The 12,492-nt window shown below is 65.4% G+C and carries 9 protein-coding genes and 1 pseudogene; 8 read left to right on the top strand and 2 right to left on the bottom strand.

Annotation, left to right across the window (positions count from 1 at the left end):
- Positions 1-11: 11 nt before the first annotated feature.
- From C2U70_RS17780 to C2U70_RS17750, 7 genes are all read left to right on the top strand, one after another.
- Positions 12-1,319: an NAD(P)/FAD-dependent oxidoreductase gene (locus C2U70_RS17780; protein ID WP_186294326.1), complete on the top strand. Its 1,308-nt coding sequence runs from the start codon at positions 12-14 to the stop codon at positions 1,317-1,319.
- A gap of 29 nt (positions 1,320-1,348) precedes the next feature.
- Positions 1,349-2,407 (top strand): ABC transporter substrate-binding protein, encoded by a 1,059-nt coding sequence (locus tag C2U70_RS17775; protein WP_140979727.1) that lies wholly within the window; start codon positions 1,349-1,351, stop codon positions 2,405-2,407.
- A gap of 73 nt (positions 2,408-2,480) precedes the next feature.
- Positions 2,481-3,293, top strand: a complete 813-nt coding sequence (locus C2U70_RS17770; RefSeq protein WP_140979771.1) for an ABC transporter permease — start codon at positions 2,481-2,483, stop codon at positions 3,291-3,293.
- Complete coding sequence (locus C2U70_RS17765; RefSeq protein WP_140979726.1) at positions 3,290-4,075, top strand: ABC transporter permease; 786 nt, start codon at positions 3,290-3,292, stop codon at positions 4,073-4,075. Before C2U70_RS17770 ends, C2U70_RS17765 begins: the two co-directional genes overlap by 4 nt.
- A gap of 206 nt (positions 4,076-4,281) precedes the next feature.
- Positions 4,282-5,946, top strand: coding sequence for a thiamine pyrophosphate-binding protein (locus tag C2U70_RS17760; protein WP_140979725.1), 1,665 nt, complete (start codon positions 4,282-4,284; stop codon positions 5,944-5,946).
- Entirely contained in the window at positions 5,946-7,205 is a 1,260-nt protein-coding gene (locus tag C2U70_RS17755) for an NAD(P)/FAD-dependent oxidoreductase (protein ID WP_140979724.1), read from the top strand. The genes C2U70_RS17760 and C2U70_RS17755 overlap by 1 nt, the downstream gene beginning before the upstream one ends.
- 33 nt (positions 7,206-7,238) lie before the next feature.
- A complete protein-coding gene (locus C2U70_RS17750) occupies positions 7,239-8,018 on the top strand; it encodes an SDR family NAD(P)-dependent oxidoreductase (protein ID WP_140979723.1) in 780 nt (259 codons plus the stop codon).
- A 151-nt stretch (positions 8,019-8,169) separates the two neighbouring features.
- On the opposite strand, the gene C2U70_RS17745 is transcribed toward C2U70_RS17750, so the two are convergent.
- Positions 8,170-9,918 carry an FAD-dependent oxidoreductase gene (locus C2U70_RS17745; RefSeq protein WP_140979722.1) on the bottom strand — a complete coding sequence of 583 codons (1,749 nt, stop codon included), beginning with the start codon at positions 9,916-9,918 and terminating at the stop codon, positions 8,170-8,172.
- A gap of 313 nt (positions 9,919-10,231) precedes the next feature.
- Here C2U70_RS17745 and C2U70_RS17740 point away from each other — a divergent pair, with 313 nt between their 5' ends.
- Positions 10,232-11,533, top strand: a complete 1,302-nt coding sequence (locus C2U70_RS17740; RefSeq protein ID WP_140979721.1) for an MFS transporter — start codon at positions 10,232-10,234, stop codon at positions 11,531-11,533.
- On the opposite strand, the pseudogene C2U70_RS17735 reads toward C2U70_RS17740, so the two are convergent.
- Positions 11,530-12,492: pseudogene (locus tag C2U70_RS17735) on the bottom strand (hypothetical protein); the annotation flags it as partial. The gene C2U70_RS17740 and the pseudogene C2U70_RS17735 sit on opposite strands and share 4 nt — an antisense overlap.

The following is a 12,492-nucleotide window of genomic DNA, read 5'->3' as shown; positions in this document are numbered from 1 at the left end:
TGGATGCGCGCATGACAGGGGATTGGACCGCGCGGCCATCGGCCAACTCGCTCTGGGCGAGCACGGCCGATCCTGCGCGCGAATTCCCGGTCCTCACTGGTGAGACCCAGGCCGACGTCGTCATCATCGGCGCGGGCTATACCGGCCTGTCGGCGGCGCATCACATCGCCAAAAGCGGGCTCGCGCCCGTCGTGCTCGAGGCCAATCGTCCTGGCTGGGGCGCGAGCGGCCGCAATGGCGGCGTCATCACCGCAAAGTTTCGCCTGTCGTTCCGCGAGATCGATGCCGCACATGGCCGCGCCATGGCGAAGCGTATGTACGAGATCGCGCATGAATCGACCGACATCGTCGAAGAGCTGGTCTCCGAGTTCGGCATCGCCAGCGCCGCGCTGACGCGGACCGGCCAGGTCAAGGCCGCGCATAACGAGACGACGCTGAAGGCCGCGATCGACGAGGCCGGCTGGATGAAGCGTGAGATGGGGGATGCGGAGGTCCGTATCCTCGACACCAAAGGCGTACGCGACGAAACCGGTTCCGACGTCTTCGTCGGCGGCGTGCTCAATCCTGGCTCGGGCGGCATCCACCCGCTCAACTATGTGCGCGGCCTTGCTGACGGCGTCGCGCGGCGCGGCGTCGCGATCTACCAGGGCACCCCGGTCGTGAAGTTGCGGCGGGAGGGTAGCGGCATTGTCGCGGAGACACCGAAGGGCACGGTGCGCGCGAAGCAGGCGATCATCGCGACCAACAGCTATTCGGACCTGACGGGCGCGACCGCCCACATGCAGCACACGCTGATCCCGTTCCGCAGCGCCATCATCGCGACCGACAGATTGCCGCGCAATCTCGCGGGAAGGCTGATGCCGACGGGCCGCACCTACACCGAGACCAAGCGCATGATGCGCTGGTTCCGCATGGTCGACAATCGCGTCATCTTCGGCGGCCGCGGCGCCTTCGGCAAGCAGGACTCCGGACCCGCCTTCGACGCGCTACGCAAGGCGATGGTCGGCATTTTCCCGGATCTTGCCGACGTCCCGGTTGCGTTCACATGGTCGGGCCTCGTCGGCATGACCTTGGACTCGGTACCGCATATCGGCCGTCTCGACGACCGGACGCTGTTTGCGATGGGCTACAACGGCGCCGGTGTTGCGATGTCGAGCCTGATGGGCCGCTACCTCGCGGCCTTCGCCCGTGGCGAGACCCCCGATGTCGGCCTGCTCGATGCAAGCCGGCTCAAGACAATTCCGTTCTATCCGTTGCGCGAGCCCGCCGTGCGCATGGTCGCCGGCTGGTACCAGTTTCTGGACGCGATCGGACGATGACATTTCAAATGGCTGGAGTGGAGGACAGAATGAAAACGATATCGGGCTTGAAATACGGATATCTGCTGCTGGGCGCGTCGATCGTGGCGATGGGGTTGGCTGGCGCGGCCAGTGCCGCGGAGCAGATCACCTTCGTCTCGCAAGGTGGCGCCTATCAGCAGGCGCAGACGGTCGCCATCCTCGATCCCTCCGCAAAGAAGCTCGGCATCACCATCAACCAGGATTCCATCCCCGACGCCTGGCCCGCGATCAAGACGCAGGTCGGCAGCGGCAAGCCGATCTGGGATGTCGTTGATACCCCGACCGGCTATTGCCTGCGCGGCGGCGAGCAGGGGCTGATGGAAAAGCTCGACTTCTCGAAAATCCCGAACGCGGCGGCGATGCCGGAGGCTTATCGCAGTCCCTATTCGGTATCCTACGAATTCTATTCCAGCGTACTCGCCTTCAGCCAGAAGACCTTCCCGAAGGATGCGCCCAATAGCTGGGCCGACTTCTGGGACGTGAAGAAATTCCCGGGCCGTCGCGCGCTACGCAATCATCCGATCGCGACGTTGGAGGCGGCCCTGATGGCCGACGGTGTTGCGCCCGACAAGCTCTATCCGCTCGATGTCGACCGTGCTTTCAAGAAGCTCGAGGAGATCAAGCCGAACATCACGGTGTGGTGGACTTCCGGCGCACAATCGGCACAGCTCCTCAACGACGGCGAGGTCGACATGGAGATGGCCTGGAACGGCCGCGTCAGCGCGGTGGCGAAGGAGGGTGCAAAAGTCGCCTTCACCTACAACCAGGGAATCTTGCAGAGCACCTCGCTGTGCATTCTCAAGGGTGCGCCGAACATGGATACCGCAGTGAAATTCCTCAACGAGGCCGTCGATCCCGTGCATCAGGCCAATCTGCCGCTGCACATCGACTACGGCCCCGGCAACCCGAAGGCGTTCGAGACCAACGTGATCAAGGCGGAGCGCGCGGCGCAATTGCCGAGTGAGCCGGCGAATGCGGCGAAGCAGGCGCTGATGTCCTACGCCTGGTGGTCGTCGCCGCAGGGCGAGGCCGCCGAGAAGCGCTGGGCCGCGTTCATGCAGAAGTAAGAAGCGAGCAACAAATTTGGCGACACCGGCATCAGATCCCTCCCTCCGCCATCAGCGCCGTGAAGACGGCCTGATGCTGGCGCTGGTGTCGCCGGCGCTGCTCGTGATCCTGGCTCTGATCGTGTTGCCGGTCGGCTGGCTCGTCTGGCAGTCGATCTATCACGACGGGTTCACGCTGGAGAACTACCGCCGCATCGTGACCGAGGACATCTATTGGCGCAGCTTCGCGCTGACCTTCGAGATCAGCCTTCTGGTCACGGTTCTGGCGCTGCTGCTCGGCTATCCCGTCGCCTATCTCGCCAACGCGGTGCCGCGCGGCTGGAGCGTCCTCATCCTCGCGCTGGTCGTGCTGCCGTTCTGGACCAGCGTGCTGGTGCGCGCCTATGCCTGGCTGGCGCTGTTGCAGCGGACCGGCGTGATCAACCAGTTTTTGCGCTATCTCGACGTGATCGGCGAGCCGCTCGCGCTCGTGCACAACACCTTTGGCACGGTGGTTGCGACTGTCCACATCCTGCTGCCTTTCATGGTGCTGCCGCTCTATGCGACCATGCAGAAGATCCCGGGCGACCTGATGCAGGCCGGCGCCAGTCTCGGCGCGGGTCCTACGCACGCCTTCCTCCGCATCTTCCTGCCGCTGTCGCTGCCGGGCGTGCTCGCCGGCTGCACCATGGTGTTCGTGCTCTGCCTCGGCTTCTACATCACGCCCGAACTGCTCGGCGGCGGCCGCACCGTGATGGTGTCGATGCTGGTGAGCCGCAATGTCGAGCTCTACAACCAGTTCGGCGCGGCCAGCGCCGTCGCCGTGGTGCTGCTGCTCAGCGTGCTCGCGATCTTCTTCGTGGTCAGCCGCTTCATCTCGCTCGATCGCGTGTTGGGGCAGAAATGAGAACGATCTCGCCCGGCCGGATTGCCCTGATCGCGACCTGTGCGCTGGTGCTGATCTTTCTGATCCTGCCGGTGCTGATCATCGTGCCGATCTCGTTCTCCAGCGCCCGGTTCCTGACCTTCCCGCCGCCGTCGCTGTCGTTGCGATGGTACCAACAGTTCTTTTCCAATCCGGCCTGGATGCAGGCGACGCGCGTGACCCTGACGGTCGCAATCTTCACCGTGATCATCGCGACCCCGCTCGGCGTCGCCGCCGCCTATGCGATCAGCCAGTCGAAGTTGCGTATCATGCGTTTCGTCCACATGACGCTGCTGCTGCCGCTGGTGGTGCCCATCATCATCACCGCGGTCGGTATCTACTTCGTCTATGTCAGGGTCGGCCTCGTCGCCACCATGCCCGGCCTCGTGCTCGCCAATGTGATGCTGGGCCTGCCTTACGTGGTGATCTCGGTGCTGGCGGGCCTGCAGAGCTTCGATCCGGCCCAAGAGATGGTCGCGCGCAGCCTCGGCATGAACCGCCTGCGCAGCTTCTTTGCGGTGACGCTGCCGCAGATCAAGTCCAGCGTCATGACCGGCGGCATCTTCGCGTTCATCTCGGCGATGGACGAAACCATCATCGCCCTGTTCATCTCCGGCGGGCAGTACCAGCCGCTGACCAAGCGGATGTTCACGGCGCTGCGCGACGAGATCGATCCGACCATCGCGGCGATCTCGACGCTGATGACCGCGGCCTCGTTCATGCTGGTCCTGGTGGCGAGCGCACGGCAGAAAAAGGCGGGTTGAGGCCGGCCGGCGGCCGGCTCCAAAACAACGTCGAAAACAACCCCATGCACAGTAGAACTGCCATCCGGGCGCGTGGGCGCCATCGAGGCGCAACGCTGCCCTGAATCCTTTCGGTCTTGCGCGGTTTTTCCGCCTGTCCTACGCCACCCCCGACCGAATTTCGCGACGCCGTCTGATGCGCCGCAAAAGCCTTGCAGGGAGCCGTCATGACCATCCGCAACACCCGCACCGGGGGCCAGATCCTGATCGACCAGCTCGTCGCGCAAGGGGTGGAGCGGGTGACTTGCGTGCCCGGCGAAAGCTATCTGGCGGCGCTGGATGCGCTGCATGACAGCCCGATCGACGTCATGATCTGCCGCGCCGAGGGCGGGGCGGCGATGATGGCGGAGGCCTATGGCAAGCTGACGGGCCGTCCGGGGATCTGCTTCGTCACCCGCGGCCCCGGCGCGACCAATGCAAGCCATGGCGTCCACATCGCGATGCAGGATTCCACCCCGATGATCCTGTTCGTCGGCCAGGTCGACACCGGCATGCGCGAGCGCGAGGCCTTTCAGGAACTCGACTACAAGGCGGTGTTCGGCACCATGGCGAAATGGGCGGTCGAGATCGACCGGCCCGACCGCATTCCGGAACTGGTGGCGCGCGCGTTTCGCATCGCGCTGCAGGGTCGCCCGGGGCCGGTCGTGATCGCGCTGCCGGAGAACATGCTGACCGAGACCGCGGCCGTTGCCGATGCCCCGCGCGTCGAGCCGGCCGCGAGCTGGCCCGCGCCTGACGATATCGAGCGTCTCGGTGCGATGCTGGCCGGCGCCAAGGCGCCGCTGGTCGTGCTCGGTGGTTCGGGTTGGACCGCCGACGCCGCCAAGGGCATCGCGCGTTTCGCCGAGCGTTTCGACCTGCCGGTCGCAACCTCGTTCCGCCGGGCGTCGCTGATCGACGCCGATCATTCGCACTATGCCGGCGATCTCGGCATCGGCCCGAGCCCGGGCCTCAAGGCGCGCATCACCGGCGCCGACGTCCTTCTGCTGATCGGCGGCCGCATGTCGGAGATGCCGTCCTCGTCCTACACGCTGCTCGATATTCCGGTGCCGAGCCAGAAGCTGATCCATGTGCATCCCGGCTCCGACGAGCTCGGCCGCATCTACCAGCCAGCGCTGGCGATCCAGGCGACGCCGGCGGCATTCGCTGCCGCGGTCGAGACGCTGAAGCCGTCAGGCACGCCCGCCTGGAAGGGTGAGGCGGCCAAGGCGCACAAGGATTATCTGGAATGGACGGAGGCCGCGCGCGAGCTGCCGGGCGCGTTCCAGTACGGCAAGGTCGTGACATGGCTGCGCGATCGCCTGCCGAAGGATGCGATCGTCTGCAACGGTGCCGGCAATTATGCCGGCTGGCTGCATCGCCATCACCGCTTCCACGCCTTTGCATCGCAGCTTGCGCCGACCTCGGGCTCGATGGGCTACGGCGTGCCGGCCGGCGTGCTGGCAAAGCGGCAATATCCTGACCGTGTCGTCGTGGCCTTTGCCGGCGACGGCTGCTTCCTGATGAACGGGCAGGAATTTGCGACCGCCGTGCAATATGATGCGGCGCTGATCGTCGTCGTGATCGACAACGCGCAATACGGCACCATCCGCATGCACCAGGAGCGCGATTATCCCGGCCGGGTCGTCGGCACCCAGCTCAAGAACCCGGACTTTGCGATGTACGCAAAAGCCTTTGGCGGACATGGCGAGCGGGTCGAACGGACCGAAGATTTTGCGCCGGCCTTCGAGCGCGCGCTGGCCTCCGGCAAGCCGTCGATCCTGCATTGCCTGATCGATCCCCGCGCGATGTCGGTTGGCAAGGACTTTGTCCCGGGCGAGAAAGCGCACTGATGGGCCGCCACGTCGCGATCATCGGTGCAGGCGCGATCGGCGTCATCAGCGCCATCGAGGCGCTGCGCGAGGGCCATCGCGTCACGCTGATCGATCCGGGCGAGCCCGGTGGCGAGCAGGCGGCGAGCTATGGCAATGCCGGCTGGCTGTCCTCGCATTCGGTGATCCCGCCGGCCGAGCCCGGCATCTGGAAAAAGGTGCCGGGTTATCTGCTCGATCCGCTCGGGCCACTCGCGATCCGCTGGTCTTACTTGCCGAAAGCGCTGCCCTGGCTGATCAAATATCTGCTCGCCGGCTGGACCGAGGCGAAGATCGAGACAACGGCGATCGCGATGCGCGCGCTCCTGAAGGATGCGCCTCTCCTGCACCGCAAGCTCGCGGAAGAGGCTGGCGTCCCCGATTTGGTCGAGCGCAACGGCGTGATGCACGTCTTCCCGTCGCGCGTTAATTTCGACGGCGATCTCGGCTGGCGCATCCGCAAGCGCGTCGGCATCGAATGGCTGGAGCTCAATGCCGACGAGATGCGCCAGCGCGAGCCCGAGCTCGATCCGCGCTACACGTTTGGCGTGGTCGTGGAGGAGGCGGGGCGCTGCCGCGATCCCGGCGCCTATGTTGCGGCGCTCGCCGCGCATGCGCAGGCCAGTGGTGCGGAGTTCGTGCGCGCCAAGGCGACCGGCCTCAGGCTTGACGGCAACAAGCTCGTCGCCGTCGTCACCGAGACCGGTGAGGTCCCTTGCGATGCGGCGGTGGTCGCAGCCGGCGCGCGCTCGAAGCTACTGACGGCGTCCGTCGGCGATGCGCTGCCGCTGGAGACCGAGCGCGGCTATCACGTCATGATCGAGAATCCGGAAACAGGCCCGCGCAATTCGATGATGGTGTCGGACGCCAAGATGGTGGTGAACTGGACCAACAAGGGCTTGCGCGCTGCCGGCACGGTCGAGATCGGCGGGTTGGATGCCGCGCCGAACTGGAAGCGCGCCGAGATTCTCCGCGATTATTTGGTCAACATGTTTCCGAAGCTTCCGAAAAACATTCCGGCCTCGCGCATCAAGATGTGGATGGGGCACCGTCCAAGCATGCCGGACGGGCGGCCCTGCATCGGCTATTCCCGCGCCTCGCGCGACATCGTCTATGCCTTCGGGCACGGCCATGTCGGCCTGGTCGGCTCGGCCCGCACCGGGCGATTGGTCGCACAGCTCGTGAGCGGCAAGACGCCGGAGATTCCGCTAGAACCATTCGCGCCGCAGCGCTTCCTGTGATTGGTCTGTTGCAAGCTACGATGGAGGACGTCCATGAAACTATCCGGCAAGGTCGCAGCCATTACGGGTGCGGCGCGCGGCATCGGCAGGGCTTGCGCCGAGCGTTTGCTCAACGACGGCGTCAAGGTGGTGATCTCTGACGTCGACAACGACGCGCTCGAGAAGACCGTTGCCGAGCTCGGGCGTCCAAAGGACCTCCAGGCCGTGCACTGCCACGTGGCGCGGCGCGCCGACATCGACCGCGTCATCACAACCGCGGTCCGCGAATTCGGCCGGCTCGACATCATGGTCAACAATGCCGGCGTCGCGCGCAACCAGGACATCCTCGAGATATCCGAGAAGGATTTTGACGACATCATCGGCATCAACCTGAAGGGCGCGTTTTTCGGCGTGCAGGCGGCCGCAAAACAGATGATCGCGCAGGGCGGCGGCGGCGTCATCATCAACATGTCCTCGGTGAACGCGCTGCTGGCGATCCCGTCGCTCGCGACCTACGCGATGTCCAAGGGCGGCATGAAGCAGTTGACGTCGGTTGCTGCGGTCGCGCTCGCTCCGCACAACATCCGCGTCGTCGCGGTCGGGCCCGGCACGATTCTGACCGACATGGTCGCGTCGTCCATCTACACGTCCGAAGATGCCCGCAAGACCGTGATGTCGCGCACCCCGATCGGCCGTGGCGGCGAGCCGAGCGAAGTGGCTTCCGTGGTGGCGTTCCTCGCCAGTGACGATGCGTCGTACATTACGGGGCAGACGATCTATCCGGACGGCGGGCGGTTGATTCTGAATTACACCGTGCCGGTGAAGGAGAAGTGAGAGCACGGGGCTGCACCGTGTTCGGTGTCGTCCTGGCGAAAGCCAGGACCCATTACCCCTGATGCAGGTTGTTGGAAGCATTCGTAGCCACGGCGTCACGCCGCAATCGAGCTCGGTGGTAATGGGTCCTGGCTTTCGCCAGGACGACAGTTTACTCCGCCGCCCGCATCGCGCCGCTGCCCTCCGCGGCACTGTCAGCCAGATGTCGCCCGGCGATGTAGCCAAACGTCAAGGCAGGCCCGAGCGTGATGCCGGCGCCGGGGTAGTTGCCGCCCATGATGCTCGCCATGTCGTTACCTGCCGCGTAGAGGCCGGGAATGACGCGGCCCTCCGCGTCGAGCGCGCGGGCATTGGCGTCGGTGACGATGCCGGCATAGGTGCCGAGATCGCCGATCACCATTTTGATCGCGTAGAACGGGCCATTTTCGAGCGGCGCCACGCAGGGGTTCGGGCCGTGCAGGGCATCGCCCTGGTAGCGGTTATAGGCCTTTGAGCCCTTGCCGAATGCTGCGTCCTGGCCTTGAGCCGCGCCGGCGTTGAATTGCGCGACAGTCTCGGCAAACCCCCCGGCATCGATGCCGGCCTTGGCCGCGAGCGCTTCCAGCGTATCGCCGCGCATGAGGTAGCCGGTGTTGAGGTGATGGCCTGTTGGCATCGGGAACGGCGGCACGCAGCCGAGGCCATACTTGCGCAGCGTTGTGTGATCGCAGACGAGATACGCCGCGATCTCTTCGCCGGGTTTGGCTGCCTTGACCATGGCCTGGACGAAATCGTGATAGGAGTTGCCTTCATTGGCAAAGCGCCGGCCGTCGCGCATTACGGCGATGACGCCGGGCTTTGCGCGGTCGATGAAGTGCGGCATTACCCCGCGCGAGCCGTCCTTGCGCTGCGTCACCGAAACAGGCACCCACGCCGCCGCGTTCGGCAGGCGATCCTCGATGTGGCCGCCGGCGGTTTCGGCGAGGCGAAGGCCGTCGCCGGTATTGCCCGTCGGTCCCGGCGAGTAGTGCTCGGCGCCGGTCGGCGCGTGCGGAAACATCTTTTTGCGACGTGCGACGTCGTGCGGGAAGCCGCCGCAGGCGAGCACGACTCCGCGCTTCGCGTTGACGCGGATGGTGCGTCCTTCGCGCTCGACGACCGCACCCTTCACCGCGCCGTTCTCGACGATCAGCTCGTGCACAGGCGAGGACAGCCACAAGGGAATATTGAGGTCGAGCGCCGACTTCGCCAGCCTCCCGGCCAGCGCGTTGCCGTTGGTGAGCGTCATGCCGCGGCCATGGCGCAACACGTCCATCAGATGCCGCGACAGCCGCTTGGCGACATAGACCGCCGAGGTCAGCGACTTCGTCGCGCGCATGAAGTGGACGATGTCCTTGCCGCTGCCGAGCATCATGCCGAACACGGTCAATTCCGGCAGCGGCATGCCGAGCGTCTTGATGTGGTCGCCGAGCTCCCGCCCGTCAAAGGGGCGTGCGACCATGGAGCGGCCGCCCTGCGTGCCGCCGGGCGCCTCCGCATGATAGTCTGGAAAGACCAGCGGCATGTCGAAACGCAGCGCGGTCTTGCTGAGGAAGAAGTCGACGGCCTCGGGGCCGGCTTCGAGGAAGGCATCGACGCGCGCGGCGTCGTAATTGTTGCCGGCCTCGTGCCGCAAATAAGTGCGCGCCTGGTCCGGCGTCTCAATGATGCCATAGGCGCGGGCGAGCGAGGTGCCGGGGATCCAGAGCCAGCCGCCGGAGCGGGCGGTGGTGCCGCCGAAGCGCGGCTCTTTCTCGACGATGAGGACGTTCAGCCCGCGGGCACGGGCAGTGATTGCCGCCGCCATGCCCGAGGCGCCGGAGCCTGCCACGAGCACATCGCACGCGTAAACATCGTCCGTGCCACGGGCGCTGTCAGTCATTGTTATCCTCCCGCAGCTTGCTTTTTGCGCCATCATATCCTGTCTGTTCGGCTCGTCCATACCGTGGTGCTCGGGCGCAATGTTGCAGCTGATGTGTCATTGCGAGCCAACGGGTCCGCGCGAAGCGCGGCCCGATGACAGGCTCCGCGAAGCAATCCAGAATCCCTCCGCGGAGACAGTCTGGATTGCTTCGCTGGCTCGCAATGACGGAGAGAATGGCAGCGACACCTAGATGGGGATTGCAATACAAGGACAGGTTGCAAGCCAGAAACGGGTCGTCCATGATGCCCCTGGGAATTCTGGGGCAGGTCGCATGACGGCATTATCGGGGGTCTCCACCGCAACGGAGAAATCGACGACGGCGCATGTCGTCTGGGCAAGCGCGCTCGGCACCGCGATCGAGTGGTACGACTTCCTGATCTACGGCACCGCCGCGGCGCTCGTGTTCAACAAGCTGTTCTTCCCGAGCTTCGATCCCGTGGTCGGCATGATCGTGTCGATCTCCACCTATGCCGTCGGATTCGTGGCGCGGCCGATCGGCGGCGCCATCATCGGCCATTACGGCGACCGGCTCGGGCGCAAGACGATGCTGGTCGCGACCATGATCGCGATGGGGCTCGGCACCTTCCTGATCGGTTGCCTGCCGACTTACAACCAGATCGGCATATGGGCGCCGATCCTGCTGGTTGCCTTGCGCTTCGTGCAGGGCATCGGGCTCGGCGGCGAATGGAGCGGCGCGGTCGTGATGGTGATCGAGCACGCCGGCAATCGCCGCGGCTTCTATGGCAGCCTGGTGCAGATCGGTTTCCCCGTCGGCGTCGCTGCCTCCACCGGTATCTTTGGCCTGATGACGAAACTGCCCGAGGCTGACTTCCTGAGCTGGGGCTGGCGTGTGCCGTTCCTGATCAGCATCCTGCTGGTCGGCGTCGGCTTCATCGTGCGCCTCAAGCTTGCGGAGACGCCGCATTTCAAGGAGGTGGTGGAGCGCAAGGAGGTGCTGGCGCAGCCGGTTCTGGAAGTGCTGCGGCGCGACTGGCGCAGCTTCCTGCTCGCGATCGGCATCACAGTGTCCGAGGTCGGGCTTGCTTATCTCTTGACCGTGTTCACCGTCATCTACGCCACCACAAAACTCGGCCTGCCGCGGCAGGTGATCCTCGACGCCGTCGTCTATGCCGCCATCGTCGAGTTCGCGACCTTGCCGCTCGCCGGCTGGCTGTCCGATATTTTCGGACGTAAGGCGCTGTATCTCGCCGGCGGCGTGTTCTCGGTGGCGCTGGCGTTTCCACTGTTCTGGTTCCTCGACACCAGGGAGCCCGGGCTGATTACGCTGGCACTGGTCGTCACCATGACGCTGACGCACGCGCTGCTGTTCGGACCCAAGGCGGCGTTCATGCCGGAGCTGTTCCGCACGCAGGTGCGCTACAGCGGCGCCTCGCTCGGGGCCAATGTCGCGGCGGCGCTGAGCGGCGGCTTCTCGCCGCTGATCGCGACCGCGTTGCTGGCCTGGGCCGGCGCCTCCTGGCCTGTGTCGGTCTATGTCATCGGGCTGTCGATCATCACGATCATCTCGACGCTGCTGGCGCCGGAAACCGCGCGCGATAGCCTGAGGTCCTAGAGGCAAGCCGGGTTCGCGGCGGTCGGGATCATCAGGAAGGTGATGCTGGAGGGTGCCAGCCGGACGTTGCCGGCGGGGACCGCGCTGGCATCGAGGCGGGGCAGTTCATCGTTGGCCTTGAGCGCCAGCGTCTTGCCGTTCAGCCGCACCGTCGCGCTCTGGAGCGCTTTCGCATCGAGTGTGTAGCGTTGTGCGCCGCGCGGAAGCGACATCGCGTGCGATAATTTGCGCGAGGCGTTGATGGCGAGCAGGCTCACCGCGCCGCCCTGAGTGGGATGGCAGTGCGCATAGAGATGCAGATCGGCGACGGACGAGCTCACGTCCAGCACCGTCGTGCCCATCAGCCGGCGCCACAGCAGCGCGCCCCAATAATTCGGCCGTGGACGAAAATCCGTTTCGTCGAGCAGGCCATAGTCGCTCGCGGCCAGCGTGTTGTGCATCACCACCTGCACGCCAGCGCGCGCGAGGCGGCCGAGCTGGTCGAGATAGCGGAACGTATCAAGGAATGTTGGGTCCCATGGGCTGCCGCCGCAGGCGGCGTTCGCGGTCTCCGTCAGCCAGATCGCCTTGCCAGGCTCGAACGCGTCGCGCAGCGCGCGATAGACGGAGAGAGATTGATCCGTGCGCGACAGCCAGTTTTCGGTGAGCGCCTGCGTGGGATCATCGTGAACGCCGCAGCGGGGCGAGAGCGTGTAGTAATGATGATAGGAGAAGCGATCGACGCCGGTGCCGGATGCGGCGAGCAGCGCGCGCGTGTTGAGGCCCGACTCTGGCGGCGTGGGTGGGTCACCACCGGAGCCGGGGCCGAGGATCAGCGTCTCCGGCGAGGCTTGCTTGATCCAGTCGCGAAAGATCCTGAAGTCGCGACCGTAGGCGGCCGCATCATATCCTGGCGGCGCACCGTTCCACGCCGCGAATGTCGGCTCGTTCATGAATTCGGCGGCAGCGATGCGACCACC

This window comes from Bradyrhizobium guangdongense, assembly GCF_006483445.1.
GTDB lineage: Bacteria > Pseudomonadota > Alphaproteobacteria > Rhizobiales > Xanthobacteraceae > Bradyrhizobium > Bradyrhizobium guangdongense_A.
The sequence above is the reverse complement of the archived record's forward strand: the minus strand, read 5'-3'. Positions and strand labels throughout refer to the sequence as shown.

What these genes read in the sequence shown, in the direction of transcription:
- C2U70_RS17750 (WP_140979723.1), top strand. Translation starts at nt 7,239, where the DNA reads ATGAAACTATCCGGCAAGGTCGCAGCCATTACGGGTGCGGCGCGCGGC.
- C2U70_RS17780 (WP_186294326.1), top strand. Translation starts at nt 12, where the DNA reads ATGACAGGGGATTGGACCGCGCGGCCATCGGCCAACTCGCTCTGGGCG.
- C2U70_RS17770 (WP_140979771.1), top strand. Translation starts at nt 2,481, where the DNA reads ATGCTGGCGCTGGTGTCGCCGGCGCTGCTCGTGATCCTGGCTCTGATC.
- C2U70_RS17760 (WP_140979725.1), top strand. Translation starts at nt 4,282, where the DNA reads ATGACCATCCGCAACACCCGCACCGGGGGCCAGATCCTGATCGACCAG.
- C2U70_RS17745 (WP_140979722.1), bottom strand. Translation starts at nt 9,918, where the DNA reads ATGACTGACAGCGCCCGTGGCACGGACGATGTTTACGCGTGCGATGTG.
- C2U70_RS17755 (WP_140979724.1), top strand. Translation starts at nt 5,946, where the DNA reads ATGGGCCGCCACGTCGCGATCATCGGTGCAGGCGCGATCGGCGTCATC.
- C2U70_RS17740 (WP_140979721.1), top strand. Translation starts at nt 10,232, where the DNA reads ATGACGGCATTATCGGGGGTCTCCACCGCAACGGAGAAATCGACGACG.
- C2U70_RS17775 (WP_140979727.1), top strand. Translation starts at nt 1,349, where the DNA reads ATGAAAACGATATCGGGCTTGAAATACGGATATCTGCTGCTGGGCGCG.
- C2U70_RS17765 (WP_140979726.1), top strand. Translation starts at nt 3,290, where the DNA reads ATGAGAACGATCTCGCCCGGCCGGATTGCCCTGATCGCGACCTGTGCG.